Below are 25,144 nucleotides of genomic sequence, written 5' to 3'. Positions count from 1 at the left end.
CCTCCTGTACTAATACAGTAATACAATAGTACAGTGATATCAAATAGAAAAAAGATCTTTTCAGATCCAGTAATTCCAAGCAGGCGCTTTCAATAAGGTTTTCAGTTCTTCGGCATGGTGGATCGGCTGTTTGAAAACAGGTTCAAACAAAGAAGCCGTATTCAGATGGATCAGACAGGTATCCTTTCGCCGTGCTTGTTTGACGGTGAGAAACCGTTCGATGCGTTCGTCTTCACCGACGGTCAGAGAAACAGCCGGCCGTTGTTCGAAGGCATGTCCGACGAGGTTCATCAAAGCCGATGAATCGGTATAGAAAGCCGGTTCGATCTGGATCGTATGTTCATCCGCATGACAGAATGCAGCGCCGTCGATCTCATGATCATAACGGGAAAGAAAGATCTGTCCGCGTTGATAATGTATCTGCCGTGTAAATGCTTCTTTCGGAAGACGGACCGAGCCGTCAAAACAGGAAATAAAATATTCATATAATGAAAAAATATCCGCATTGGTACGTGTTTCACATGTGTAAAGCGGCCGGTCCGGTTTTTCCAGCCAATAGGTGATGGTTTGGCCATAGGGCTCGAATCGATGGGATCGGTATAAAAAAGGCTGATTGGTCAGCACGAGGGTACAAAGCGCATTGGCATCGGCCCAGATCATGACCTGATCCAGCAGATGGCTGAAGACCGCCTGCTGACGGAAGTCAGGATGAACAGCGGCATCGACGATCTGAGCGGCCTGCACACGATGACGGCCGAACTGCATCGGCACCATCCTGCACTGCATCAAGCCGATCAGCTGTTCACCTTCATAAGCTGTAAAGGCTGTATCCGGTTCATAGCGGTACTTGATCCAGGCTTGGATATCGGATTCCTTCTGCAGACAGGCATAGGTCAGAAACGTTTCCAAAGTGCGGCGGTCAATGGCTCTGCCGCTATGAATCTTCATGCTCGTCATCTTCCCGTTCTGTATATTCCGCATCGATCGCATTTTTCCGGCGTGCCTGTGCTTCCGGATCTTCGTGCGGTGTATGATCATACGGTCCGCTATTGTGCGGCCGGTTCCGTCCGCCGATCAAAAAGCGGACAAATCCGATGATCAGCACGATCAGGATCATGTAAAGCCAAAAATTGATAAAGTAAATAAAGAACATCGGCTTATTTCCTTTCTATCGGTATTTCTTTTTCAATGGTCCGTAATTTCTTCGGCACGATCCGGCCGTTGGTGGCAGCGGACAGTGCCTCGGTTTCATCATTCGGCGAGAAAAAATGCAGCGTCACTTGTTCACCGTATTCTTGTTCACCGGCTTCTAAATGGCGCCGGCGCAGAAACGACTCGATCTTGCCAGTCTGATCGTATGGATAACAGATTTCATATTCATTGACTTTCTGTACCTCACAGAGAATAGCCTCTTTCAGAGCATTCTGCACACCGGAACTGTAAGCCCGGACCAATCCGCCGGTGCCCAGTTTCGTGCCGCCGAAATAGCGCACCACGACTGCGAGAATGTGATCCATTTGTTCGTGCTGCAGGACCGCAAGCATCGGATGGCCGGCGGTCTGAGCCGGTTCGCCGTCATCGTTGGAACGGACGGTCGTTCCGATGATCAAAGCCGTGCAGTGATGGGTCGCATCCCAGTGTTTCTTTTTGATCATCATCAGAAAAGCTTTTGCGTCTTCTTCATTGTCGGTTCGATGAAGATAGGTGATGAACTTGCTTTTTTTGATTTCTGCTGAATAGACACAGTCTTGATAGAGTCGTGGCATAGCTTTATCCTAAAGGATTTAAAAAAGATATGCAAGGGAAGCGGTATAATGATTTCTATGGAAAATTACTTGGAATTCGGTATAATATCCATAAGGAAGTTTTGTTTATGAAGGAAGAAAGAAAGATTTCGGTCGGACAGATCATGGAATCTGTCTTTGAAATCGGTTATTTATTATTTGATTTGATCGCATTTGTTCTGTTCATCAGTCAGTCGCAGGGACGGCAGATGTTTATTTTGTATGCATTCCTGACCCTATTTCTCGGCACCGGGGATGCGTTTCATCTGGTGCCGCGCATCAAGCGCAGCCTGCGCGGTGAAGACAGTTATACCGAATATACAATAGGCCTGGGCTTGATGATCTCGTCCATTACGATGACGATCTTCTATATGATCTTGTTTGTGATCCGTACCATGATGGGTGCTCCCATTGTTCCTTTCGGACTGCAGATCCTGATCGTAAGCATGGCCCTGCTGCGCATCGTGCTGTGCCTGTTCCCGCAGAACAACTGGTTCCATAAGGAAGGCAACATGAAATGGTCTTTCTTCCGCAATGTTCCGTTTACGATCGTCGGTATCTGTATGATTTATCTGTTTGCGACGATGCACACATCTTTCGGAAACCAGATGGCTGCCGCGATCTTTTTCAGTTTCTTATGTTATTTGCCGGTGACAATCTGGTCAAAGACACATCCCAAAGTCGGCCTGTTGATGATCCCGAAAACATGCATGTATATTTGGATGCTCTGTCTGGGACTGCAGCTGCTTTAGCTCTTTGAATGTTCAAAGAGCCTTTTTAAAAGGAACATCACTGGAAAGGATAAACAAGATGAAAATATTATTTGTCTGTCACGGCAATATTTGTCGTTCGCCGATGAGTGAATTTGTATTGAAAGACATGGTCAGGCGGGAAGGGATCGCGGATCAATTTGAGATTGCTTCTGCGGCAACGACGCGGGAAGAAATTGGCAATGATATGTATCCACCGGCCAAACGGAAACTGCGGGAAGAAGGGATCCCGTTCACGCACCGGCAGGCACGTATCATGACCCGTCAGGATTATGCGCATTTTGATTATATCATCTACATGGATCGGGAAAATCGGTACGATCTGGATTGGTTCACGCACCACGATCCGGACCATAAAGTTTATCCGCTGCTTTCGGACCGCAGTGTGGCGGACCCATGGTATACGGATGATTTTAATACCACGTATCGGGATATCATCGAAGGCTGCACGCAGTGGCTGCAGCGCTGGAAGGAAGAACTGCAATGAAACAGAACATGCATACGCACACGACTTGGTGCGACGGCAAAGATACACCGAAAGAAATGGTCGAAACTGCGATCGATAAAGGTTTTGATGTGCTCGGATTCTCCGGCCATGGGCATTGTTTCTGCGATGATGTTTCGATGTCGGAAACCGGACAGAAGGCATATATGGCCGAGGTGCGAAAACTGCAGCGCGCCTATGCGGGCCGGATCCGCATCTATTTAGGCATTGAGGAAGACTTGTTTCAGCCGGTCGAGGATCCGGAAGATTTTGACTATATCATCGGCAGCGTGCATTTTATCCGGCATGAAGACAAGATCGGCAGTGTCGATGAAAGCAGATCCCGTACGGATGCGATGGTAAAAGACTGGTTCGGCGGAGATTTTCTCGCTTACGCGAAAGCATACTATGAAAATGTACAAGAACTGCGCCGTCATCCGGAAGCCGACATCATCGGGCATGTAGATCTATTGACAAAATACAACGAAGATGAATCGTATATCACTTTTGACGATCCACGCTATTTGAAACTGGCCTGTGATACGATCGATGCGCTGTCCGGCCGTTTATTTGAAGTCAACACTGGTGCGATCGCGCGCGGATACCGCAAGCGTCCCTATCCGGATATCCATCTGATGCGGTATATGCATGAACATGGGATCCCGCTGATCTTGAACAGCGACTGCCATGACCGCCGGCAGTTAGACTGCGCCTTTGATGCGGCACTGGACCTGATCGTACAGGCGGGATATCGGGAACTGATGACATTTGACGGCAGCCGTTTTACGCCGCTGCCGATCGAAATGTTTCAATCATCTAAATGATACACATCATCCCTGCGGATCTGCCAGAGCGGCATCCGTTTCCGGATCACATCGATCCGGTGCAGGTCGATCTCGGCCGATAACGAACCTGGTTTTTCATCCATTTGGCAAAGGACATATCCGTATGGATCCGTGATGATCGAATGACCGTAGGCGGTATAATTGCCGTAGGTATAGTTGGAAGGATTGACTCCGACCATAAAGACCTGATTTTCCATCGCACGGGTCTGAAACAGCGGCTGCCAATGGGCTTTGCCGACTTTTTCATTGAAAGCGGCCGGCGCGAAGATGATCTTAGCGCCGTTCATTGCCAAAAGCCGGGCTTCTTCAGGAAAACGGATATCGTAACAGATGATGACGCCCATCTTGCCCCAAGGCGTATCGAACAGGCACAGCCGGCTGCCGGCGCGGAACAGATCTTTTTCCTGGTAATCGCTGCGGCCGTGGAATTCCATCAGATGCATCTTAGCATATGAAGAAATCAGCTGGCCGTCATTGTAGATCAGACACATATTATAATAAGACGAACCTTGCTTATAAGGAATCGAACCGCCGACAAGCCACGTATGCGTCTGCTTGGAAAAGCAGCGCATCGCTTCCATGCATTTTTCCTGCGAATCGGCGGCTTTTTTCATGGCTTCGTTGTCATAGGGCGCATTCCACATTTCGGGCAGTACGACGATGTCGGAGTTTTTACAGGCATCCGTCATGGACTGCAGATAAAGAATATTTTGTTCAGCCGATGGGGTCACCGGCACTTGGATCATGGTAATGTTCATAAAAACACCTCCTGGGCTTTTTTCATTATCGCATAGCTTGAAAAGAAGCGGTAGGATGTTTTATCATGAATTTATGTTTCAGGATGATTTGATCAATTGGTACAACATACATAAGCGCGACTTGATCTTCCGCAAAGACAAAGATCCTTATAAAATCTGGATCAGTGAGATCATGGCGCAGCAGACCCGGATCGAAGCGATGCTGCCGTATTATACCCGCTTTCTGGCAGAGATACCGGATATCGAAACACTTGCTTCGATCGACGATGAGCGGCTGCAGAAACTTTGGCAGGGGCTGGGTTACTATTCCCGCTGTCGGAATTTGAAAAAATGCGCGCAAGTCTGCATGAAAGAATACGGTGGCAAGCTGCCATGCACAAAAGCTGAATTGGTCAAACTGCCGGGCATCGGTCCGTATACGGCCGGAGCCATTGCTTCGATTGCTTTTGATGAACGGGTCAGTGCCGTGGACGGCAATGTGCTGCGCGTGTTCAGCCGACTGTTTCATATGACCCAGGACATCAAGACCAGTGCCGGCCGGAAGGCAATCACGGCCAAGGTGGATGAAAGCCTGCCGGACACCGATCGGATCAGTGCGTACAATCAGGCGATCATGGAACTGGGTGCGCTGATCTGTCTGCCGAAACATCCGCACTGTGAACAATGCCCGATCCGCAAAGACTGTCAGGCGTATCATTATCAGGATGCAGAAACGCTGCCGGTGAAATCGGCAAATAAACCGCGGAAGATCGTAAAGAAGAAGATATACATCTGGATCAGCGGCCGCCGGATCCATCTGCACAAGCGGCCGGAAACCGGTCTGCTGGCAGGCTTGTACGAATTTGATGCTGCTCTGCCGGATCAATATGAGGATCTGCTGCCGCTGAAACCATATACCCATATTTTTTCCCACGTTGAATGGCACATGGATGCCTATGCGGTCTTTACCGATCAATGGGATGCAGATTACAAAAGTACGGCAGAAATCGACCGGGATTATGCGATCCCCGGCGCATTCCAGCCGTTTTACCAACAAGTAAAGGAGATCTTAAAATGAAAGAACATGTAGAAATTGAAAGTTTTACCTTAGACCACACAAAAGTCAAAGCACCGTATGTCCGTTTGATCGATACGTCGAAAGGACCGAAAGGCGATGTGATTTCCAACTTTGATGTCCGTCTGACCCAGCCGAATGTGCAGGCGATCCCGACTGCCGGCATGCATACGTTGGAGCATATCCTGGCAATGGAACTGCGCCCGAAGGTCGAGGGCTATATTGATTGTTCCCCGTTTGGCTGCCGGACCGGCTTCCACTTATTGACCTGGGGCGAACATACGCCGCATGAAATTGCGCTGGCGCTGAAAGAATCGCTGCAGGATTTTGTGGATCATGTCGAATGGGAAGATGTACCGGGCACCAAAGAAAAAGAATGCGGCAATTACCGCGATCACAGTTTGTTCTGTGCGAAAGAATGGGCCAAGCAGGTCCTGGAACAGGGCATTTCCGACGATCCGTATGAAAGAAAGATCGTATGAGTATTTTAGTCATCGGTTCGACATGCGTCGACTTGCGTCTGCATGTGGACGCTCTGCCGCAGCGCGCCGGCGATCAGGCGGTCCGGAAACGGACGATCCAGCTGGGCGGCTGCGCCTACAATGTTGCTTCCGTAATTGAAGACTGTACGTTGTTTTCACCGATCGGCACTGGCTTGTTCGGGAATTTCGTCAAAGAACATCTATTTTCTGCTCCGTTTGGACTGATCAGTCCAACGGTCGAAGAGGAAAACGGGATCTGTGTCTGTCTGATCGAACCGGACGGCCAGCGGACCTTTTTACCCGCACATGGGGCAGAGTATCATTTCCGGCCGGAATGGTTTGACAAGCTGGAAGCGGACTGGATCTATATCTGCGGCATCGATCTGGAAGAAAAGCAGAATGCCTGCTTGGTCGATGTATTGGAAGACAGTTCGGCGCAGATCTTTTTTGCGCCCGGACCGCGAGTTGCGCATCTGGATCCGACGCTCGTCAAGCGCCTCCTGGCATTAAGACCGGTCCTGCATATGAACCGCGAGGAAGCAGAGGCAATGACCGGACGGCCAAGCGATGAGGCTATGAAGGACCTGTGGGAAAAGACCGGCCGGCCGGTGATCGTGACCGACGGCGATAAAGGCGCTTATGCGTATGATGGTTGTTTGATCAAAGAGCCGAGCATACCGATAAAAAGCAAGGATGTAACAGGAGCCGGTGATACCCATGCGGGGATCTGTTTGAAACTGCTGGCCGAAGATCGTGATCTTCGTCCCATAATAAAAGCGGCCAATGCGGCCGCTGCCGAAGCAATCCGTTGATTGCTTCTTTTTTACATATGAATGATGCCTAAAACGTTGGCAACCGAACTGAGCAGAATGATGATCAGAAACGGAATGGCCAAGTATTTCAAGACGAAGACATAGACTTTCCGACGTTTGAATTTTGAAGTCGGCAGCACTTCGTCGTAGATTTTCTGGATCGTGACTTTGCGCAGGATCAGCAGACAGGTGGCAATGGCACCAATCGGCATCATGATCGAATTGGTGATAAAGTCAAAGAAGGACAAGAAGTCCATGCCCAGCGGTGTGACATTGCTTAACACATTGAAACCGAGCGATGATAACGTACCCAACGCAATGACAATGATCCCGGCAATGGTATCGGATTTTTTCCGGCTCCAGCCCATTTCATCTTCCAGGGTGGATACCGCACTTTCGAGCAAGGCAATGGAGCTGGTAAGGGCGGCGAAGAAAACCAGCAGGAAGAACATGATGCCGCCGAACTGGCCCATGCCCATGCTTGCGAACACTTTCGGGATCGTGATAAACATCAGCGACGGACCGGCTGATAATTTGGCTTGGGTGCCGCCGGAAAAGGCGAACACGGCCGGAATGATCATCAGACCGGCCAGCAGGGCGATCGCAGTATCGAACCATTCGACCTGGGTCGTTGCTTTCTCCATATCGACTTCTTTTTTCATGTAAGAACCGAACGTGTAGAGAATACCCATCGCGATCGAAAGGGAATAGAACATCTGTCCCATGGCCGAGACGACCGTCATCCATGTGAAGTGCTTCATATTCGGGATCAGAAAATACTTCACACCGGCAAATGCGCCCGGACGAGTGACAGAATAAATGGTGACGATCACGGCTAATACGACCAAGATCGGCACCATGATGCTGGATACCCGTTCAATGCCGTTCTGTACGCCCATGTAGATAATGCCGATGGTCAGCAGGGCAAAGAAGACAAACCATAATTCTACGCTCGTGCCGTCTGCCAAAAAGGACGAAAAATATGTGTCCGTTGCCAGCTGGTCGACATGACCGCAGATGTATTCAAACAAATATTTTGAGACCCAGCCGCCGATGACGGAATAATACGGTACGATCAACATCGGCACGACCGCATTGATCCAGCCGCCGAATTTATACGCAAACGATGAACCAAAATGCCCGAATGCACCGACCGGACTTTTCTGGGTCATTCGTCCCAAAGCCGACTCGGACATGATCATCGTATAACCGAAAGTCGCTACTAAAATCAAATAAATAAATAAAAAGACACCGCCGCCATATTCTGCTGCCAGGTACGGAAAGCGCCAGATATTTCCCAATCCGACGGCTGAACCCGCGGCAGCCAATACGAAAGCGAGGCGTCCAGAAAATGTATTCCTTTTCTTCTCCATATGATCCTCTCCTAACGCATACGAACTAATAATATTAAAATATGGTTAAATTTTCAATAAGACTGCAACTTTTTTTTCACTTGTGATAATATATATAAGTCGTAATATACCTATAAAGGAGGAATTACTGAGTGGGTTTAATCAAGAATGTATTTTCCGAGGAGCAAAGAGAGATCTCCGCACTGGAAAAAGAGGCCAAAAAAGTTCTGAAATTGGAACCGCAGATGGAAGAGCTGACCGATGAAGAACTGAGAAATAAAACGGATGAATATCGTGAACGGATCAAAAACGGCGAGTCGCTGGACAGTTTACTGCCGGAAGCATTTGCGACGGCACGGGAAGCTGCCTACCGTGTGATCCACGAAAAACCATTTAAAGTACAGGTCATGGGTGCCATTGCCATGCATCGCGGCGATATTGCCGAGATGAAGACCGGTGAAGGTAAGACCCTGACCGCAACCATGTGTGTTTATTTAAATGCGTTGGCCGGACAAGGCGTGCACGTCATTACGGTCAATGAATATCTGGCTGGACGTGATGCGGCCTGGATGGGAGAAATTTATCGCTTCCTGGGCATGAGCGTCGGCGTCAACAAGCGCGAGCTTTCGCCGCGTCAGAAGCGTGATGCCTATGCATGCGATATCACGTATACGACCAACTCCGAGCTGGGTTTCGATTACCTGCGTGACAATATGGTCACACGCGTCGAAGATCGAGTCATGCGCGGTCTGCATATGGCCATCGTCGATGAGGTCGATTCCATTTTGATCGATGAGAGCCGTACGCCGCTGATCATTTCCGGCGGCAAAAAGAATACCGCAAATTTATATATTCAGGCCGACAACTTTGTGAAGACGCTGGAAGCACCGGAGTATGAAACGGATTCCTTCACGCATGAGAAACATTTGATCAGCGGGGATTATGACATCGACGAAAAGACCCGTCAGATCATGCTGAGTGAGGAAGGTGTGCGCAAGGCAGAAGCGTACTTTAAGATCGATAACTTATATGATGTGGATCATACTCAATTGGTCCATCACATCAATCAGGCCCTGCGTGCCAATTACATCATGACCAACGAGGTCGAATACGTGGTCGGCGATGTCGACGGCCGTCCGGGCATCATCATTGTCGATCAATTTACCGGCCGTTTGATGCCGGGCCGTGCGTATTCCGACGGTCTGCATCAGGCCATCGAAGCCAAGGAAGGTGTGGAGATCCGCGAGGAAACCAGCACTTTGGCAACCATCACATATCAGAACTTCTTCCGTTTATATGAAAAGCTGGCCGGCATGACCGGTACGGCTAAGACCGAAGAGGAAGAGTTCCTGAACACCTATAACATGAAGGTCATTTGTATTCCGACCAACAAGCCGGTCATCCGTAAGGATCTGCCGGATGAGGTGTATGGATATAAGAAAGATAAATATGCCGCATTGGTCCGTGAAATCAAACGTTTATATGAAAAAGGCCAGCCGGTACTGGTCGGAACCATTGCGGTGGAAACATCCGAACTGCTCAGTAATATGCTGAAGAAAGAAGGCATTCCGCATAACCTGCTGAATGCGAAGAACCATGCCAAAGAGGCGGAAATTGTGGCGACGGCAGGACGTCCGAAAATGGTGACGATTGCCACGAACATGGCCGGCCGTGGTACGGATATCAAGCTGACCAAAGAATCGCGTTCCTTAGGCGGGCTGGCGGTCTTAGGCAGTGAGCGGCACGAAGCGCGCCGTATCGACAATCAGCTGCGCGGACGAAGCGGCCGACAAGGCGATCCGGGCTTCTCCCGTTTCTATGTTTCCCTGGAAGACGATCTGATGGTTCGTTTCGGCGGCGATAAATTGAAGAAGCTGTTCGAAAAAGTCGGTGATGAGAAAATAGAGTCCAAAACTGTGACGCGTTCGATCGCGATGGCACAGAAACGGGTCGAAGGCTATAACTACGATATGCGTAAACAGCTGCTGGATTATGATGATGTTCTGCGCCGTCAGCGTGAGATCATCTATGCACAGCGCAATAAGATCCTGGAAAGCAAGGAGATCCATGAAACGGTTCATGACATCTTTGATCAGACGCTGAACCAGACCTTGGAAGCCAATGCGACGGACAATAAGAAAGCACCGATCGATATTACCGGCTTATGCAAATCATTGGAAATGATGGGCATGCAGGAGGAGAAAGCCATTCATCCAAGTGAATTGGAAGGAAAGTCATATGATGAGATCCATGATTTCTGTCTGGATCATATGTGGAACGGATATGAAGAGGAGATCAAACTGGTCAAAGAGCAGTTCTATCCGTTTGAAAAAACCGTCGTGCTGCGCAACATCGACCGCAACTGGGTGCAGCACATTGATATGATGGATAAACTGCGCGGCAGCATTTATCTGCGTTCTTATGCGCAGAACAACCCGCTGCAGCAGTATGTCGAAGAAGGCTTCGACATGTTCGATCAAATGAATAAACGAATCGTGCGTGAGATCACGTTCTTCTTACTGAAAGTCCGCATCCGTCAGGAAGAGCCGGAATCGGCAAGCGATGAGGCCAAACGCCGGGCAGCCAAAAAGGCAGCCGATCATCGGAAACCGAAACGTTCGGCGAAGAAAAAGAAAAAGAAACGTTAGGAGAACGCCATGGAAGTTTATGAACTGAAACAAGGCATTCGTACTCACCTGGAGAAGTTAAGGGCTCTGGGTGAGTCGCTTTGACTTGGATGATAAACAAAAACAAGTAGATGATTTAGATCAGCAGACCATGAAGGAAGATTTCTGGAATGATCCGCAGAAGGCACAAGCCGTCATCCGCAAGCGCAACAGTATCAAGCAGATCATCGATGACTATCAAGCCCTGGATGCCGGGCTGAATTCATTGGATGAAACCGCCGATGAACTGAAAGCAGAATTTGATGACGAGCTGATGGAAATTGCCGAAGAAGAATATCAAGAAACCGCAAAGAAATTTGAAGACTTTGAGATCCAGGTGCTTCTGAGCCATGAATATGACCAGAACAATGCCATCCTGGAACTGCATCCGGGCGCCGGCGGCACCGAGTCATGCGACTGGTGTGCCATGCTTTACCGCATGTATACGCACTACGCCCAGAAGAAGGGGTTTAAAGTCAAGGTCTTAGATTATCTGCCGGGCGAAGAAGCCGGCATCAAGAGCGTGACCTTCCTGGTAGAAGGCGATAAGGCATATGGCTATCTGAAGTCGGAAAAAGGCGTGCACCGGCTGGTGCGCATCAGTCCGTTCGATGCCGGGGCACGGCGCCATACGTCGTTTGCGTCTTTGGATGTGATGCCGCAGTTCAACAATGAAATTGAAATTGACATCAAACCGGAAGATCTCGAAATCGAGACCAAGCGGGCCAGCGGTGCCGGCGGCCAGCACATCAATAAAACCGATTCTGCCGTACGCATCGTCCATAAACCGACCGGAATCGTGGCAACGTGCCAGAACGGGCGCAGCCAGCACGAGAACCGTGAAGAGGCAATGCGCGTACTGAAATCCCGCTTGTATCAGCGTGAGATCGAAGAGCAGGAAAAAAAGATGGCGGCGATCAAAGGCAAACAGGCAGCCAATGAATGGGGCAGCCAGATCCGCAGCTATGTGCTGCATCCATACAATCTTGTCAAAGATGTGCGCACCGGATATGAAACAACACAGGTCCAATCGGTCCTGGACGGCAATCTGGATGAGTTCATCTTCGCCTATTTAAAAAGTCAGGTACAATAAAAGTTCGGCAATGCCGAACTTTTTTAATCATCTTTTGATTCGGTTTCAACCGCGTCTACATCATAGATGTTGTCATCGGTTTGTTTCGTGAACGTATGCAGCTTACGCTGGCTCCATAGAGTGACGATTCCTTCAGCGATCAGCAGGATGCCGCAGATCTTCATGATCTGATCCAAAGATTGATCCGGACGGCTGACCAGGAAGATACCGATCACAAGCATGATGATCGGATAGACCAACAGGCGGGGCCACTTTTCAAAGCCAAAGTCCTTGAAGACAAACGACTGCTGAATGTGCAGGACCGCGTTGATGATCAAGATCACTCCGACAATGGTCGTGATAAAGTTCAAGACCTGCCGCGGTTCCCGGACGAAGAAATAACCGAAGATCAAACTGATGATCCCCAGCAGCAGCGGAATGGCGCTGACGGAAACACGGCTGATAAAGAAAATGTATAACTGAATGATGCCTGCTACGATCAGCACCCAGCCTACGATGCCGAGCACGAACTGCAGCGTTTCCATGCCCAGAAACAGCAGCAGACAGCCGGCCGCGATCAAGAAGATCGCTAAACCGATGACTTCTTTGCTTTCTTGTTTTAATAGTGATTTCATAATATTTCCTTTCTTCGTCTATTATACGCCAGAGGCTGTTAAATTGCCCTTCTTTTTTTTAAAGAGTATACTAAAACCAGATAAGGAGGAAACAGAATGAAAGCAGCTGTACTACTCGATAACGGATTTGAAGAGCTGGAAGCCATGGGACCGACAGCCTTATTGAAGCGGGCAGGTGTGGATGTGGATCTGGTCAGCGTGAAGGACGGACCGGTGGTCGGACGTTTTGGGATCGCGTACCAGCCGACCCTGCCGTTTTCATCCTATGATTTTGATCAAGCCGACTGTTTGATCCTGCCGGGCGGCCCGCAGCACGAAACGCTTCGCCGGAATGAAGCTGTATTAAAATTACTGCATCGCTTTGCCGAAGATGATCAAAAAGTTCTTGCGGCAATCTGTGCTTCCCCGACGATCTTAGGACAGGAAGGTCTTTTGAAAGGTAAGCGCTACACTTGCTTTACTGCACTGAATCAGGATTTCGGCGGTACGTATGTCGATGCGTATGCCGTCACCGACGGCAATCTGATCACTGGCCGGTCAGCGGCTGCCAGTATTGAGTTTGCCTGGGCAATTATGGAAAAATTATGCGGAAAGGAGCACTGCGATCAAGTAAAAGCATCTGTTTACTATAAACCGGTCGTACAATAGTTTTGTGAATTGTTTAGAAATTAACGACGAATATATTCAATATATCAAAGAACATCCCATTGAAAGTAAGAAAAGTGCGCTGCAGATGACGATGGCCATCCAAAACAGCGAACTGAATGCCGGCGGACGGTATTATACCCGGACGCTGCACATCCCCAAATTTTTCTGTCAGGAAGACAAACGAAATTTTCAAACCATCGTTGATACGTTTTATGCCATTTTTACGCGGGTCATAGAAGCTTACCGGATCGATCCGGCGGTACGGGCTTTATTTCCGTTTTCAAACGAATTGGAAGAATTGATCCTGCTGGAACCGCACTATCAGACGCCGATCCCCATTTGTCGGATCGATATTTTCTATGATGAAGAAACCAAAGATTTCCATGTCTGCGAGTTCAATACGGATGGTACCAGTGCCATGATGGAAAACAACCGGCTGAACGTGCTGCTGGATCAAAACAATGTATTTGCCCGGGATCCGCGTTCGTATGAGATCATGGAGATCATGGAACGCTGGGCATCCGATTTTGTGACGATCTTTCAGCAGGATCCGAACGTTCCGGAACGGCCGACCATTGCTATTGTGGACATTTTGGAAAATGCGTATTTAAATGAGCTTTACGTGTATCAGAGTCTGTTTTCCCATCGTGGTTATCAGGCAGAAGTGCTGGATCTGCGGGATCTGCTGTATGAAGACGGAAAACTGATCTCAAAGTATACGCACCGGACCATCGATGTTGTTTATCGAAGGGCCGTGACGCGGGATATCATGGAACACTATGATGAGATCCAGCCATTTATCCAGGCGGTCAAGGATGACCATGTCTGCCTGATCGGTGCGTTTCAGACCCAGCTGATCCATCACAAGGAAATTTCCAAGGTGCTGGTCAACCCAGTCATGCAGAAATATTTCACTGAGAAACAAAAGCAGTTTATCGATGCCCATCTGCCGAAGACATACGATCTGCGTCCGGAGATCATCGGAAAACTACAGGAAAAGGATCGGTGGATCATCAAACCGAAGGACGGCTTTGCCTCGAAAGGGGTCTGGGCCGGGATCGATGTGCCGGCAGAGAAGTGGAATGAGATCCTGAACGATGCTGCCGATGCAGACTATATCGTGCAGGAATACATTGTGCCGTATAAAACGGAGAATATTGATTTGGTGGAAAGCGATGCGTTCCGCACCTTCAGCAATATGACGGGTCTCTATGTTTTTGCGGGAGAATTTGCGGGCGTCTACTCAAGGATGAGCGACGGCGGCATCATATCCACACAATATAATGAGCGGACGGTACCGACATTGTTTACCAAAGACTGACGTTGTCAGTCTTTTTTTTCTATTCAAATTTTGAAAACATGTGTGCAGAATTGATTCTGTTCATAGAAAGATCCTATCTTTATAATGCAAAGAAAAGGAGGAATCTGATGAAAACTTGGTTGATCACTGGATGCTCAGACGGGCTGGGAAAAGGGATCGCACAAGCTGTGCTGGAAAACGGCGACCGTGCTGTTGTGACAGCACGGGATGCGGAACATGTGCGACATTTTGAAACCGAATATCCGCAGCAGGCATTGGCATTGGCGCTGGATCTGTCCCGGGCGGAAAGCATTGAAGAAGCCGTAGATGCCGCCCAGCAGTTCGGCCCGATCGACGTGCTGGTCAACAACGCCGGTCATGGTTATCGGGCAGCCATTGAAGAAAGTGAACCGGAAGCCGTCCGGGAATTATTTGAGACCAATTTTTTCGGTCCGATGCATCTGATCCATGCGCTTTTGCCTTCGATGCGGCAGGCACACAGCGGTCTGATCATCAATGTGACATCGATCGGCGCGCTGCGCGGTGCTTTAGGCAACGGGTATTATTCCGCGTCCAAAGGCGCGATGGAACTAGCAACGGAAGCACTGGGTCTGGAAGTCCGGCATTTAGGAATTCGGACCATGTGCGTGGAGCCGGGTGCGATGCGCACGGGGTTCTATGGTTCCCGCATGGGCGGCACGCACCATACGATCGCCGATTATGACCCGTTGGCAAAACGTTACCGTAAGGAAGAAATCGATGGTTCCGCAAAGCAGCCGGATGATCCCATGCGATGCGGCCGGATCATCTATGAAATCGCAAAGAGCGGTGCTGATGTGCATCATCTCTTATTGGGCAGCGATGCGGTCCGCGTGGCCGAGAACTATTATACGAATCGTCTGCACGAGATCGGCGCCTGGAAGACAGTCAGTGAGGAGGCCGACTTTGAATAAATTTACCAGACAAACGACGGTCCGTCAGGTCATCAATGATCCGGCATTCGGTGATTTTGGCCGGCTCTTGTTTCCAGTGGACCGACCGATCGATCCGGATCAAAGTCTGGCTGCCATTTCGAACGAAAGAACATTTATTTGGTATTCGGAAATCAATGCGGATACAACCGTGGATGTGCTCAATGATCTGCAGGCACGGGCCAGTGCCGGTGAACAGATTTTTTATCCGATTTATTCAGCAGTGGAACAAAGACAGGATCCTTCCCGCAGGAATACGGGTTTGTTTTTCTTTCGCGGCCAGCCTGAAAAGGAGTTTGCGTTGGTCAATGCGGGCGGCGGGTTCATGTATGTAGCGGCTCTGCACGACAGTTTTCCGCAGGCGCTGACCATCAGCCGGCACGGCCATCCGGCGTTTGCGTTGATCTATCGGCCGGATCATCCGTTTGAAGATCTGGGACGTGCGCTATCCTTTATTGAAGATCATGCCGAAACGCTTGGTGTAAAACGCACCGGGTATTCACTTTGGGGCGGATCGGCCGGCGCGCGGATGGCAGCTATCGGCGGCAATCGCAAAGGCCTGCGGCAGATCACCGGCCGCACGGACTTGCCGGCGGCTGCAGCCGTGATCATGCAGTATACGGGATATGATACGGTTTCAAAAGACGATGCGCCGACCTATGCGTGTGTCGGAGACCGAGATGGGATCGCCTGGTGGCAAGGCATGAAAGATCGCCTGGCCCGTTTGGATCGATCAGGGGTCCCGACCGAATTTCACATGTATCCCGGAAGGCGGCATGGCTTTGGTTTGGGTCTGCATACCAATGCAGAAGGCTGGATCGAGGATGCTTTGGCGTTTTGGGAACGAATGACGATTCAAAATTTGTAAAGCAGGTTACAGAATCGATTCTGTACGGATCAGCACTATTCGTATAGGATGAGATCAAGGAGGATCAATATGAAAACAAGGAAAAAATGGTTTGCGGCTTTACTGACCGCAGCTCTATTATTGACGGGATGTTCATCTGGGTCAGCATCTTCTGGCTCTTCTGATCGGTCATCGGCTTTAATTCCGGAAGATGCGAAGGTACTGGTTGCTTATTTTTCTGCAACGGGCAATACAAAGTCAGCGGCACAGATGATTGCCGATGAACTGGATGCGGATCTTTTTGAAATTACTCCGACCGATCCATATACGGATGACGATCTTGACTGGACCAATGACAACAGCCGTGTGGTGCAGGAACATGAAAATGAAGACCTGCAGGATATCGAGCTGACGACGACAGAGGTCGAGAACTGGGATTCGTATGATGTTGTACTGATTGGCTATCCGATCTGGTGGGGCGATGCTGCCTGGCCGGTCAATAACTTTGTGAAAAACAACGACTTTTCCGGTAAGACCGTGATTCCATTCTGTACGTCTTCGGAATCTGGCATCGGGGACAGCGGCGATCACCTGGCTGAGATGGCTGGTACCGGCGATTGGCAGAAAGGCCATCGATTTGCTTCTGATGTATCAGAAGAAGATGTCGAAGAATGGATCGACTCGATCGAAGAAGACTAAATCAAGGAGGATTTTATGAAAGCATTATTTATCAACGGCAGTCCGAACCCGAACGGAAATACGGCTGCCTTGGCAGACGCTTTATTGAAAGATACACCGTATGAAACATTGAATTTGACGGATTATCGGATCAACGCATATGGTCAGACATTGCCGGGCGATCAATTTGACGAGGTCGTCAAAGCAATGCAGCAGGCGGATGTCGTTGTGATCGGTTCACCGGTCTACTGGCATAATATCTGCGGCAGCGTGCGGAATGTGCTGGATCGTTTTTACGGTCCGGTCGCTTCGGGAAGCATGCGCGGCAAGACGTTGTATTTCCTGTTTCAGGGAGCAGCACCGGAACAATGGATGTTGGAGGCCGGGGAATATACAATGTCGCGCTTTGCGGCCATGTATGGTTTTCAATGGGGCGGTATGATCACCGACCGGAAATCAGCGCGCAAAGTCCGTATTTAATCAAAAACAGCTGCGTATTCCCGCCGCATCGATTTTTTACAAACGAGATAATAGGTCACATTGACCGCTTCGTCCGAGATCGGCACTGCCACACGATCTTTATATTGAGTATTGGTCAGATCAGTGACAAAGCAGGGCAGGATCGAGTTTTCAATCAGTTCGCTGAAGGAGTAACGTTCATTTTGGACCAGGAAACGAGAATCCGGCATGGCTTTGCGGACAAGATCTGCCCAGAAGCCGATTTCGGAATACAGAAGCAAGTTTTCGCCGTTCATTTCCGCCAAGGATAATGATTTGCGATGGGCGTACTTATGAGATTTGGGTAGCAGGAACATTAAATGTTCTTCGCCGATCTTGCGGACGCTGTAGCTGTTGCTTTCCGGCACGTAGGGCAGGATGATCAGCTGATAGGTGTTTTGTTCCAGGCCTTGTATCAACTCATCCGGCATTTTCAGCTCGGTGCTGATGGATTTTTCCGGAAAACGGCGGGTCAGTGCCTGGATCAGACCGGGAATTTCCACGGCGGCTGCTGAGCCGATCGCAATGGTTCGGTTCGCTTTATCATAGGCACGCACCCGAAAGAGCACGTCATCGGTCTGCTTCAGCAGGATCGAGAGTTCCCGGGCAGCAAGTTTGCCGCATTCGTTCAAGGAAATACTGTTCTTGGTGCGGTCAAACAACGGGACGCCGAAGGTTTCTTCGGCTTTCTTCATTGCCCGTGTGATCGTCGGCTGGGAGATCGTGAATTGTTCAGCGACTTTGGTCAATGTGCCGTCCTGCGCAAAGGCGACAAAATATTGCATTTCTTCGTATGTAAGCATCGGCGGCCTCACTTTCTTTGTATTCATTATTAGAATAATGAATGTTTATGATCTTCTATAAATAAAAATATATTCGAAACAAATTCATTTGTAAAGTGAATTGTAGAAAGGACGGAACCAATCATGGAGACATTTCAGTATATGGGGATGCCGAAAGTCTATTTCGGCCAAGGTATTTTAAAAACGGCGCTGGATGCCGAAATTCCGGAAACGGTCCATACAGTAATGATCGCGTACGGCGGCGGCAGTATCAAGCGGACGGGGATCTTTGATTCAATCGTTGATTATTTGTCCAGCCGCAATATGAAGTATGTAGAATTTTCAGGCATCATGCCCAATCCGACGTATGCGAAAGTACAGGAAGGCGCCAAACTTGCTGTTGATGCACAGGTCGATCTGATCCTGGCAGTCGGCGGCGGATCGGTGATCGACTGCTGCAAGGTCATTGCCGTGCAGGCAAAAACGGATAAAGATCTTTGGCAGTCCGAATTTGTCGATCACATCTATCCGACCGATCACATTCCGTTAGCAGCCGTCACGACCGTTTCGGGAACCGGTTCAGAAATGAACAACGGTGCGGTCATCACGAATGAATCGACCCTGCAGAAAAACGGCATGTTAGGGGCGATGGCCGACTTTGTGGTCTTAGATCCGTCGTATACATTGACCGTACCGATGATGCAGGCAGTTTCCGGTGCATTTGATACACTGTCCCACTGTATGGAAACGTACTTCGGCAAACCGGCTGAGATCAATGTATCCGATGAAATGAATGAATCCGTGATGCGCAATGTGATCCGCAATATCCGGGCCATGATCAAAGATCCGAAGGATGTGAAAGTCCGTTCGGAATTGATGTGGGATGCTTCCATGGCGGAAAACGGGATCTTGAAAATTGGAAAGATCACCGATTTCCAGAATCATATGCTGGAACATCAACTTGGAGCTTATACCGACTGTAACCACGGTCAGGGCTTAGCGGTCATTCATCCGACGGTTTACCGCCACTTGCTGAAAGATAACACGGCACGATTTGCCCGCTTTGCCAAAGAAGTCTTCGGCGTTGATACCGAAGGAAAGTCGGAGGAACAAGCAGCAAGTGAAGGAATTGATGCACTGCAGGCGTTCATCCGCGAAATTGGACTGCCGTGTACGCTGACGGAACTGAAAAACAATATGCGTCATGGCACTGGTGATCCGACGGATCCGGAACTTCTGCGGAAAATTGCAGATTCGACGATCATCACGAAAGGCTGTGCCCGTCAGATGGATGCTGATGAGATTTATACGATCCTGACAGAATGCATCGCATGAGAAGATGGATCAAGATCTTCGCAGTATTTTGTATCGGCTTTGGTCTGACAGGCCGGCCGGTGCAGGCTGCTTCTTCACTTTCACATTTTGACTATACGATCCAATATAAAAATAAAACATATCATAAGACGGCCTATGTGTATCTGCCGGATACTGATGAGAAACTGCCGGTACTGTATTTGATGCATGGATCGACCGGTGATGCAGGATCCTTGGCAAAGCAGATGCAGCCTTTGTTGGACCGCTGGATCAAACAAGGAAGAATACCGCCGATGGCTGTCGTATTTCCGACCTATTATCCGTCCCGGGATTTCGTGCAGGATGATTACAGTGAAGATTATCCGCTGAACCGGTTCTTTGCGCGCAGAGAATTGAAAAAAGTTATTCGTAAAACCGAATCAAACTTCAATGTGTATTCGGATCGGGAACATCGCGCGTTCGGCGGTTATTCCATGGGCGGCGTTACGACATGGGAAGTGATCATTCATCATGCGGATTGGTTTTCGGAATATCTGCCGATGGCAGGGGACTGTTGGTCAAAAAATGGCACCGCCGATGTGATCCAAGGGGTTCAGAAGGCCGGTCTGCAGGCAGAGGATCTGCATATTCAGGCAATGGTTGGTGAAAACGACGGCACCAAGCAGGATATGATCCCGCAGATCGATGCATTGCGTGCCGATGATTCGGGCTTGTTCAACGAAGAAAATCTGGAGTATTGGGAAAATAACGATGGCAGCCACAGTTTTGCATCGATGCGTGCTGAACTGCGGCATGCACTGCCGAAGATATTTACGGCAAAGGAGGAAGTATGAAAGTATTGCTTGTGAATGGCAGTCCGCATCCGAAGGGCTGTACGTATACAGCTTTGCATCTGGTTGGTGATGAGTTAAATAAAGCCGGCATCGAGACCGAGGATTTCTGGATCGGCAACAAGCCGGTCACAGGGTGCATCGGCTGCGGCTGGTGCCGGGAACATCATGCCTGTCATGTACAGGATACGGTCAATCCGTTTCTAGAAAAGGCAAAGACAGCAGATGGATTCGTGTTCGGTGCACCGGTGCATTTTGCCTCCATTGCGGCATCGATGGCCGGCTTCATGGATCGCGCGTTTTTTGCCGATCAGTTCGGCAGACTGCACTGTTTTGCGCAGAAGCCAGGTGCCGCCATTGTCTCGGCCCGCCGCGCCGGTACGACCGCATCGCTGGATGTGCTGAATAAGTATTTGTTTTATGCGCAGATGCCGATTGCCACATCTCGCTACTGGAACATGGTGCACGGTCAGACGCCTGAAGATGTATGGAAGGATACAGAAGGCGTGCAGATCATGCGGGTCTTGGGACAGAACCTGGCCTGGCTGATGAAATCGTTGGAGGCCGGCGAAAAGGCCGGTGTCAAAAAGCCGGAACCGGAGCCAAGGATCAGCACGAACTTTATTCGCTAAGCATTCATGGAATGAATACAGGGTATCGGATTTGATATTGTACATCGAGAGGAAAACGCATTATATTGAAAGTGCGAAAGGAAGTAAATCAACATGGAATATTTTACAATGAATAACGGAATCAAAATGCCGATGGACGGCATCGGTGTATTTATGATGAGCCCGCAGGAAGCAGAAGATGCAGTGTATCACGCGCTGACGGAGGGCGTTCGTCTGATCGATACAGCCAACGCCTATTTAAATGAGCGCGGTGTCGGCCGGGGCATCAAGCGCAGCGGTGTGGCGCGGGAAGAGATTTTCCTGGTCACCAAACTTTGGCCGAGCGTCTATGAAGATGAGGATGCAGTCGAGAAGTCTCTGCGCCGTCTGGATACCGACTATGTCGATTTGATGTTCCTGCATCAGCCGGCAGGCAACTGGAAAGCTGGATACAAATTGTTGGAGAAGGCATACAAAGAAGGCAAGATCAAAGCCATCGGCCTTTCCAATTTCCCGGAAGACCAATTGCAGTGGGTATTGGACAATGCGGAAATCAAACCGCAGATGGTACAGGTCGAAGCCCATCCATATTATCCGGAAACCGAGCTGAAGAAGATCCTGAAGCCGAACCATATTGGGCTGATGGCTTGGTATCCGCTGGGACACGGGGATAAGAGCCTGCTGCAGGAACCGGTGTTTACGAAACTGGCGAAAAAGTATGGAAAATCCAATGCACAGATCATTCTTCGCTGGCATGTGCAGTCGGGTCATGTCGTATTCCCAGGTTCCCGCAATCCGGAACACATCCGCGATAATTTCAATATCTTTGATTTCAAATTGACCGACGAGGAAATGAAAGAAATTGCAGGTGTGGATAAAAACATCCGGTATTACCATGCGACCCCGGAACAGCTGAAACGTTATGAAGAAATGCGGCCGGATTTTGATGCACAGGAGTAAGAACAGGGCTGTTTGAAGCGGGATATTTCGGTATCCCGTTTTTCATATCGTGATCGAATAATAAAAAGATGCAGGGACCTGGCCAAAGGTCTGTGCATCTTTTTGTTTGAATAAATTAATGAATATCCGTACCGTGCTTTCTGTTTTTCAGCAAGATCACTGCAGCAGCCGCTGCGGCACACATCGTGAACATCCAAAGCAAGGAATTGCTGTTGGTTCCGGTCGGAACGCCTGATTGTTTTGCTTTCGGGCTTTCCGGTGTCTTTGGTTTTTCTTCTGCCGGGACATCCGGTGTGTTCACAACTTGAAGCACATTGTCTTCTGCATCACCGCAAGTGAGTTTATAAGTCGTGATCGTGACATAGGCGCGATCGGCTCCCTCGCCTTCCCACTCTTGCGCAGTGGTTTTTGACAATGTGATTTGATATTCTTTTGTAGATAATTGATAACCGTTCGGAGCTTTTGTCTCCTTCAGTGTGAAAGTCTTTTGATCGGCATCACCTAACAAAGCTTTCAGTTCATCCGTAGTCAGTACATATGTTCCGCCGTTAAAGGTCAAAACAGCCTGATTGCCATCATACAGCGTGAATTCAGCACCATCAATTTCATTTCCATTTTCATCTACTTTGATGATCGTCAGGGAATCTTTTTCTTCCCGTTCTCCGGTTTTTGCCATGTTGGTGACGATGAGGCCGTCTTCGGTCTTGGTATAGCCATCCGGTGTGAAGTCATTGCCCGAGGCATCGACTTCGATGACAGAATACGTATACAGATTTCCTTGATTGTCATATTGCGGGAGGTCTTCCCAAGTGACAGATGCTGTACTTTGTCCGCTTAATGTTTGAACTGCTTTGATTTCTGCATCTACTGCTTCTGCTGTACCATTGTTTACACTTCTGAACAGTTTGAAGTAAACAGTTGGATGATCGCTTGTATCTGCTGTCTGACCATCACTCTGCGTCCAATTCTTCGTGGCTGTAATGTCTGTTGTTTTGACATCATTTTCTATGGTGGTTTCGGTTCCGGCCGTTCCGCCTAATTGAACCACGATAGTTTTTAAACTGCTGGAAGCGATCCAGTTCGGCAGCTGATCTGAAATTTCGACGATCTTATAATAACCGTCATCCAGATTTGCGAGCGAAGCTAAGCCGGTTGAATCAGATACAATTTCGACATAGTCCTGATTATTGTACCATCCGGTTTGTACTGTATTGCCAGTTTCGTCTGTTACTTTGTAGACGCGGAAGTGTACACCTTCAATTGGATCCGTCGTGCCGTTGACAACCTTATGGACCCAGATCGTTCCTTGCGGGGCACCAGTAATGCTTCCTCCTGAGGAAGGGATTGTAGCTGTGCCAGTTTGTTCTTCTGTTTTTTCTGTCTCTCCGCTTACTTGATAACTTGTAGTTATGTTGTTTGTCACGGTTTTTCCTGCTGTAGCCTCCGACGTTGTATAAAAAGTAAAGAAGACGCCGATCGGACCTGTGTAACTATACCCTTCACTATCAGTATAAGAGTAGTTATTTAACTTCGAAACATATCCCTCCGGAATTGTAATGATAATTTTTTTCCCATTCAGTTGATAAGAAAAATTAAAATCATTTTCAGGAAATCCGGTGTATACTGTTTTTGTTTCTCCTTGGGCATTTTGGGCATTTTTAATAAATAACCCAGCCACAATTCCTTGAGATTCATTAAAAGTCTCAGTACTCGGAAGTTCATCGGTAATCGTAATAGAACCAGTCAGATTAGTGAGAGAAGTATTGTTGATCTGAATTGTCCATTCAATCGTATTCGTACCCTCAACTGGATTTCCGCCTTTACTAGTGAAAGTTGGGCCTGTATATCTCTTGATCGCAACAGATTTTGACATATCTGAAGTATAAATTTTACCAGTATTATTCTCATCTGTGGTTGGTGTTCCCTCGTTTCTGATCGTAAAATAAACGGATCCGTTTACTTGCTGCATCGAATTGACATTCTCGTTAAATGTGATTATTACATTCGTCTCGTTAACTACAGCAGTTGCCATAATTGGCTTGTTGTCTTCATTATCTTGATGCAACTCAATCGTTCCTGTATATCCTGTCCATGTTACACCATCCGGCGCATCCCAATTGATCTTAATTGTATCGCCGCTTTGGAAATTAAAATTTCCTTTGTCTTTTTCTGAAAAAGCGACTTCGACAAAAAAATCTTCTCCAGCGTAAATTTCGCTGTCTTCAGTAGAATCATTTATAGTGATGGAATCCACAGCCGTTGAGCTTACATCTCTACTTCCGCTAGACGCTGCTGATAATTGTGCAGAACTCGATTTCTTTGGCTGCACGGCCGCTTTCTGTGACTGATCCTGCTGCGTGGACGCATCTTGATCTGCCGCTGTCTGCGTTTGCTTAGCAGCAGTACTTTGATCATCTGTTTCCTGTTCCGTAGCTTCCTGGGTGGTATCCGTTTGTACAGTGGTTACCTCCTGGACCGTCGTGTCAGAAACCGGCGTATTTGTTTCTTCTGCTCTCGTGAATGCGATACTGAAGCCAAAAATCACGATCACAGCTGAGAGCATGGCGAGGTATTTTATAAGCCGATGTTTCATTTTTCCATTTCACCCTCTCTCTATCCATTTTTCTTTGTATGGAGACCAAAGAAAACGGTTTATAAAATATTGGCCACTTAAATAATACCGTAATAAAATATTATATTCAAATTAGGATAATAATAAATTCAAAGTGAATAGTACATATAAATCACAAAATATTTTTTTTAAAATGGATCATTGGAAAAATGAAAAAATGAATGAAAATTCATCTGAAAATTTCAAAAAAATTTATTATATAAATATTGAATAGTGAGAAGGGTTATTTTAATAAAATCAATAAGCAAATAAAATTTACATATTTTTACAAAATCTTAAAACTTTGTAAAAAAATATTTTGGGAAATTCAATAATGGAAAAATGAAAATATCAAAATTTAAAACATGAAATACAAAAAG

General features: G+C 48.3%; 26 protein-coding genes. 18 read left to right on the top strand and 8 right to left on the bottom strand.

The window, feature by feature from the left end:
• Positions 1-60 precede the first annotated feature (60 nt).
• From HNQ47_RS04960 to HNQ47_RS04950, 3 genes are read right to left on the bottom strand one after another with little or no spacing between them, the layout of a single operon-like run.
• On the bottom strand, positions 61-948 hold the full coding sequence (locus HNQ47_RS04960) for a GNAT family N-acetyltransferase (protein ID WP_183328164.1): 888 nt from the start codon (positions 946-948) through the stop codon (positions 61-63).
• Entirely contained in the window at positions 935-1,153 is a 219-nt protein-coding gene (locus HNQ47_RS04955) for a hypothetical protein (protein WP_183328162.1), read from the bottom strand. The genes HNQ47_RS04960 and HNQ47_RS04955 overlap by 14 nt, the downstream gene beginning before the upstream one ends.
• A gap of 4 nt (positions 1,154-1,157) precedes the next feature.
• Complete coding sequence (locus tag HNQ47_RS04950) at positions 1,158-1,766, bottom strand: YigZ family protein (RefSeq protein WP_183328160.1); 609 nt, start codon at positions 1,764-1,766, stop codon at positions 1,158-1,160.
• A 107-nt stretch (positions 1,767-1,873) separates the two neighbouring features.
• Here HNQ47_RS04950 and HNQ47_RS04945 point away from each other — a divergent pair, with 107 nt between their 5' ends.
• Genes HNQ47_RS04945 through HNQ47_RS04935 form a run of 3 tightly spaced genes read left to right on the top strand, consistent with a single transcriptional unit; the run spans position 1,874 to position 3,862 of the window.
• Positions 1,874-2,536 (top strand): hypothetical protein, encoded by a 663-nt coding sequence (locus HNQ47_RS04945; RefSeq protein ID WP_183328158.1) that lies wholly within the window; start codon positions 1,874-1,876, stop codon positions 2,534-2,536.
• A gap of 58 nt (positions 2,537-2,594) precedes the next feature.
• A complete protein-coding gene (locus HNQ47_RS04940; RefSeq protein WP_183328156.1) occupies positions 2,595-3,041 on the top strand; it encodes a low molecular weight protein-tyrosine-phosphatase in 447 nt (148 codons plus the stop codon).
• Positions 3,038-3,862, top strand: a complete 825-nt coding sequence (locus HNQ47_RS04935; RefSeq protein ID WP_183328154.1) for a histidinol-phosphatase — start codon at positions 3,038-3,040, stop codon at positions 3,860-3,862. Before HNQ47_RS04940 ends, HNQ47_RS04935 begins: the two co-directional genes overlap by 4 nt.
• Here the strand turns inward: HNQ47_RS04935 and HNQ47_RS04930 are convergent.
• A complete protein-coding gene (locus tag HNQ47_RS04930) occupies positions 3,847-4,641 on the bottom strand; it encodes a nitrilase-related carbon-nitrogen hydrolase (RefSeq protein ID WP_183328152.1) in 795 nt (264 codons plus the stop codon). The two genes, HNQ47_RS04935 and HNQ47_RS04930, sit on opposite strands and share 16 nt — an antisense overlap.
• 73 nt (positions 4,642-4,714) lie before the next feature.
• Between HNQ47_RS04930 and mutY the strand changes: the two genes are divergently transcribed.
• Genes mutY through HNQ47_RS04915 form a run of 3 tightly spaced genes read left to right on the top strand, consistent with a single transcriptional unit; the run spans position 4,715 to position 6,989 of the window.
• On the top strand, positions 4,715-5,698 hold the full coding sequence (mutY, locus tag HNQ47_RS04925) for an A/G-specific adenine glycosylase (RefSeq protein WP_183328150.1): 984 nt from the start codon (positions 4,715-4,717) through the stop codon (positions 5,696-5,698).
• The gene (locus tag HNQ47_RS04920) at positions 5,695-6,177 is read left to right on the top strand and encodes an S-ribosylhomocysteine lyase (protein WP_183328148.1); all 483 of its coding nucleotides are present in this window, start codon (positions 5,695-5,697) and stop codon (positions 6,175-6,177) included. Before mutY ends, HNQ47_RS04920 begins: the two co-directional genes overlap by 4 nt.
• Positions 6,174-6,989: a PfkB family carbohydrate kinase gene (locus HNQ47_RS04915; RefSeq protein ID WP_183328146.1), complete on the top strand. Its 816-nt coding sequence runs from the start codon at positions 6,174-6,176 to the stop codon at positions 6,987-6,989. Before HNQ47_RS04920 ends, HNQ47_RS04915 begins: the two co-directional genes overlap by 4 nt.
• Before the next feature lie 11 nt (positions 6,990-7,000).
• Here the strand turns inward: HNQ47_RS04915 and HNQ47_RS04910 are convergent, their stop codons facing one another.
• On the bottom strand, positions 7,001-8,362 hold the full coding sequence (locus HNQ47_RS04910) for a sodium-dependent transporter (RefSeq protein ID WP_183328144.1): 1,362 nt from the start codon (positions 8,360-8,362) through the stop codon (positions 7,001-7,003).
• 131 nt (positions 8,363-8,493) lie between these two features.
• Here HNQ47_RS04910 and secA point away from each other — a divergent pair, with 131 nt between their 5' ends.
• Entirely contained in the window at positions 8,494-10,989 is a 2,496-nt protein-coding gene (gene secA, locus HNQ47_RS04905; RefSeq protein ID WP_183328142.1) for a preprotein translocase subunit SecA, read from the top strand.
• Between the two features lie 9 nt (positions 10,990-10,998).
• Positions 10,999-12,100 (top strand): peptide chain release factor 2 gene (gene prfB / locus HNQ47_RS04900; protein ID WP_183328140.1). Its coding sequence is split into 2 segments (ribosomal slippage): positions 10,999-11,070 and positions 11,072-12,100, totalling 1,101 coding nucleotides; the frame shifts between segments, so codons are not numbered across the junction.
• Positions 12,101-12,123: 23 nt separating this feature from the next.
• Here the strand turns inward: prfB and HNQ47_RS04895 are convergent.
• Complete coding sequence (locus tag HNQ47_RS04895) at positions 12,124-12,714, bottom strand: HdeD family acid-resistance protein (RefSeq protein ID WP_183328138.1); 591 nt, start codon at positions 12,712-12,714, stop codon at positions 12,124-12,126.
• 96 nt (positions 12,715-12,810) lie between these two features.
• Here HNQ47_RS04895 and HNQ47_RS04890 point away from each other — a divergent pair, with 96 nt between their 5' ends.
• The 6 genes from HNQ47_RS04890 to HNQ47_RS04865 all read left to right on the top strand — a co-directional run bounded on the left by HNQ47_RS04890 (position 12,811) and on the right by HNQ47_RS04865 (position 17,638).
• Positions 12,811-13,362, top strand: a complete 552-nt coding sequence (locus HNQ47_RS04890) for a DJ-1/PfpI family protein (RefSeq protein WP_183328136.1) — start codon at positions 12,811-12,813, stop codon at positions 13,360-13,362.
• A 4-nt stretch (positions 13,363-13,366) separates the two neighbouring features.
• The gene (locus HNQ47_RS04885) at positions 13,367-14,683 is read left to right on the top strand and encodes a hypothetical protein (RefSeq protein WP_183328135.1); all 1,317 of its coding nucleotides are present in this window, start codon (positions 13,367-13,369) and stop codon (positions 14,681-14,683) included.
• 107 nt (positions 14,684-14,790) lie between these two features.
• The gene (locus HNQ47_RS04880; protein ID WP_183328133.1) at positions 14,791-15,615 is read left to right on the top strand and encodes an SDR family NAD(P)-dependent oxidoreductase; all 825 of its coding nucleotides are present in this window, start codon (positions 14,791-14,793) and stop codon (positions 15,613-15,615) included.
• The gene (locus tag HNQ47_RS04875; RefSeq protein WP_183328131.1) at positions 15,608-16,501 is read left to right on the top strand and encodes an alpha/beta hydrolase; all 894 of its coding nucleotides are present in this window, start codon (positions 15,608-15,610) and stop codon (positions 16,499-16,501) included. Before HNQ47_RS04880 ends, HNQ47_RS04875 begins: the two co-directional genes overlap by 8 nt.
• Positions 16,502-16,570: 69 nt before the next feature.
• Complete coding sequence (locus HNQ47_RS04870) at positions 16,571-17,179, top strand: flavodoxin (protein WP_183328129.1); 609 nt, start codon at positions 16,571-16,573, stop codon at positions 17,177-17,179.
• Positions 17,180-17,194: 15 nt separating this feature from the next.
• A complete protein-coding gene (locus HNQ47_RS04865) occupies positions 17,195-17,638 on the top strand; it encodes a flavodoxin family protein (protein WP_183328127.1) in 444 nt (147 codons plus the stop codon).
• Here the strand turns inward: HNQ47_RS04865 and HNQ47_RS04860 are convergent.
• Positions 17,635-18,459, bottom strand: coding sequence for a LysR family transcriptional regulator (locus tag HNQ47_RS04860; RefSeq protein WP_221248028.1), 825 nt, complete (start codon positions 18,457-18,459; stop codon positions 17,635-17,637). The genes HNQ47_RS04865 and HNQ47_RS04860 overlap by 4 nt on opposite strands.
• A 123-nt stretch (positions 18,460-18,582) precedes the next feature.
• Here HNQ47_RS04860 and HNQ47_RS04855 point away from each other — a divergent pair, with 123 nt between their 5' ends.
• From HNQ47_RS04855 to HNQ47_RS04840, 4 genes are all read left to right on the top strand, one after another.
• Positions 18,583-19,773, top strand: a complete 1,191-nt coding sequence (locus HNQ47_RS04855) for an iron-containing alcohol dehydrogenase (protein ID WP_183328123.1) — start codon at positions 18,583-18,585, stop codon at positions 19,771-19,773.
• Positions 19,770-20,585 carry an alpha/beta hydrolase gene (locus HNQ47_RS04850; protein WP_183328121.1) on the top strand — a complete coding sequence of 272 codons (816 nt, stop codon included), beginning with the start codon at positions 19,770-19,772 and terminating at the stop codon, positions 20,583-20,585. The genes HNQ47_RS04855 and HNQ47_RS04850 overlap by 4 nt, the downstream gene beginning before the upstream one ends.
• Positions 20,582-21,214 carry a flavodoxin family protein gene (locus HNQ47_RS04845; protein WP_183328119.1) on the top strand — a complete coding sequence of 211 codons (633 nt, stop codon included), beginning with the start codon at positions 20,582-20,584 and terminating at the stop codon, positions 21,212-21,214. The genes HNQ47_RS04850 and HNQ47_RS04845 overlap by 4 nt, the downstream gene beginning before the upstream one ends.
• A 93-nt stretch (positions 21,215-21,307) precedes the next feature.
• Positions 21,308-22,153 (top strand): aldo/keto reductase, encoded by an 846-nt coding sequence (locus HNQ47_RS04840; protein ID WP_183328117.1) that lies wholly within the window; start codon positions 21,308-21,310, stop codon positions 22,151-22,153.
• Positions 22,154-22,268: 115 nt separating this feature from the next.
• On the opposite strand, the gene HNQ47_RS04835 is transcribed toward HNQ47_RS04840, so the two are convergent.
• Positions 22,269-24,746 (bottom strand): SpaA isopeptide-forming pilin-related protein, encoded by a 2,478-nt coding sequence (locus tag HNQ47_RS04835; protein WP_183328115.1) that lies wholly within the window; start codon positions 24,744-24,746, stop codon positions 22,269-22,271.
• Positions 24,747-25,144: the final 398 nt, after the last annotated feature.

Source organism: Catenisphaera adipataccumulans (assembly GCF_014202755.1).
GTDB lineage: Bacteria > Bacillota_I > Bacilli_A > Erysipelotrichales > Erysipelotrichaceae > Catenisphaera > Catenisphaera adipataccumulans.
This window is presented reverse-complemented; position numbering and strand designations above follow the sequence as displayed.

What these genes read in the sequence shown, in the direction of transcription:
- HNQ47_RS04960 (WP_183328164.1), bottom strand. Translation starts at nt 948, where the DNA reads ATGAAGATTCATAGCGGCAGAGCCATTGACCGCCGCACTTTGGAAACG.
- HNQ47_RS04955 (WP_183328162.1), bottom strand. Translation starts at nt 1,153, where the DNA reads ATGTTCTTTATTTACTTTATCAATTTTTGGCTTTACATGATCCTGATC.
- HNQ47_RS04950 (WP_183328160.1), bottom strand. Translation starts at nt 1,766, where the DNA reads ATGCCACGACTCTATCAAGACTGTGTCTATTCAGCAGAAATCAAAAAA.
- HNQ47_RS04945 (WP_183328158.1), top strand. Translation starts at nt 1,874, where the DNA reads ATGAAGGAAGAAAGAAAGATTTCGGTCGGACAGATCATGGAATCTGTC.
- HNQ47_RS04940 (WP_183328156.1), top strand. Translation starts at nt 2,595, where the DNA reads ATGAAAATATTATTTGTCTGTCACGGCAATATTTGTCGTTCGCCGATG.
- HNQ47_RS04935 (WP_183328154.1), top strand. Translation starts at nt 3,038, where the DNA reads ATGAAACAGAACATGCATACGCACACGACTTGGTGCGACGGCAAAGAT.
- HNQ47_RS04930 (WP_183328152.1), bottom strand. Translation starts at nt 4,641, where the DNA reads ATGAACATTACCATGATCCAAGTGCCGGTGACCCCATCGGCTGAACAA.
- mutY (WP_183328150.1), top strand. Translation starts at nt 4,715, where the DNA reads ATGTTTCAGGATGATTTGATCAATTGGTACAACATACATAAGCGCGAC.
- HNQ47_RS04920 (WP_183328148.1), top strand. Translation starts at nt 5,695, where the DNA reads ATGAAAGAACATGTAGAAATTGAAAGTTTTACCTTAGACCACACAAAA.
- HNQ47_RS04915 (WP_183328146.1), top strand. Translation starts at nt 6,174, where the DNA reads ATGAGTATTTTAGTCATCGGTTCGACATGCGTCGACTTGCGTCTGCAT.
- HNQ47_RS04910 (WP_183328144.1), bottom strand. Translation starts at nt 8,362, where the DNA reads ATGGAGAAGAAAAGGAATACATTTTCTGGACGCCTCGCTTTCGTATTG.
- HNQ47_RS04895 (WP_183328138.1), bottom strand. Translation starts at nt 12,714, where the DNA reads ATGAAATCACTATTAAAACAAGAAAGCAAAGAAGTCATCGGTTTAGCG.
- HNQ47_RS04890 (WP_183328136.1), top strand. Translation starts at nt 12,811, where the DNA reads ATGAAAGCAGCTGTACTACTCGATAACGGATTTGAAGAGCTGGAAGCC.
- HNQ47_RS04880 (WP_183328133.1), top strand. Translation starts at nt 14,791, where the DNA reads ATGAAAACTTGGTTGATCACTGGATGCTCAGACGGGCTGGGAAAAGGG.
- HNQ47_RS04870 (WP_183328129.1), top strand. Translation starts at nt 16,571, where the DNA reads ATGAAAACAAGGAAAAAATGGTTTGCGGCTTTACTGACCGCAGCTCTA.
- HNQ47_RS04865 (WP_183328127.1), top strand. Translation starts at nt 17,195, where the DNA reads ATGAAAGCATTATTTATCAACGGCAGTCCGAACCCGAACGGAAATACG.
- HNQ47_RS04860 (WP_221248028.1), bottom strand. Translation starts at nt 18,459, where the DNA reads ATGCTTACATACGAAGAAATGCAATATTTTGTCGCCTTTGCGCAGGAC.
- HNQ47_RS04855 (WP_183328123.1), top strand. Translation starts at nt 18,583, where the DNA reads ATGGAGACATTTCAGTATATGGGGATGCCGAAAGTCTATTTCGGCCAA.
- HNQ47_RS04850 (WP_183328121.1), top strand. Translation starts at nt 19,770, where the DNA reads ATGAGAAGATGGATCAAGATCTTCGCAGTATTTTGTATCGGCTTTGGT.
- HNQ47_RS04845 (WP_183328119.1), top strand. Translation starts at nt 20,582, where the DNA reads ATGAAAGTATTGCTTGTGAATGGCAGTCCGCATCCGAAGGGCTGTACG.
- HNQ47_RS04840 (WP_183328117.1), top strand. Translation starts at nt 21,308, where the DNA reads ATGGAATATTTTACAATGAATAACGGAATCAAAATGCCGATGGACGGC.
- HNQ47_RS04835 (WP_183328115.1), bottom strand. Translation starts at nt 24,746, where the DNA reads ATGAAACATCGGCTTATAAAATACCTCGCCATGCTCTCAGCTGTGATC.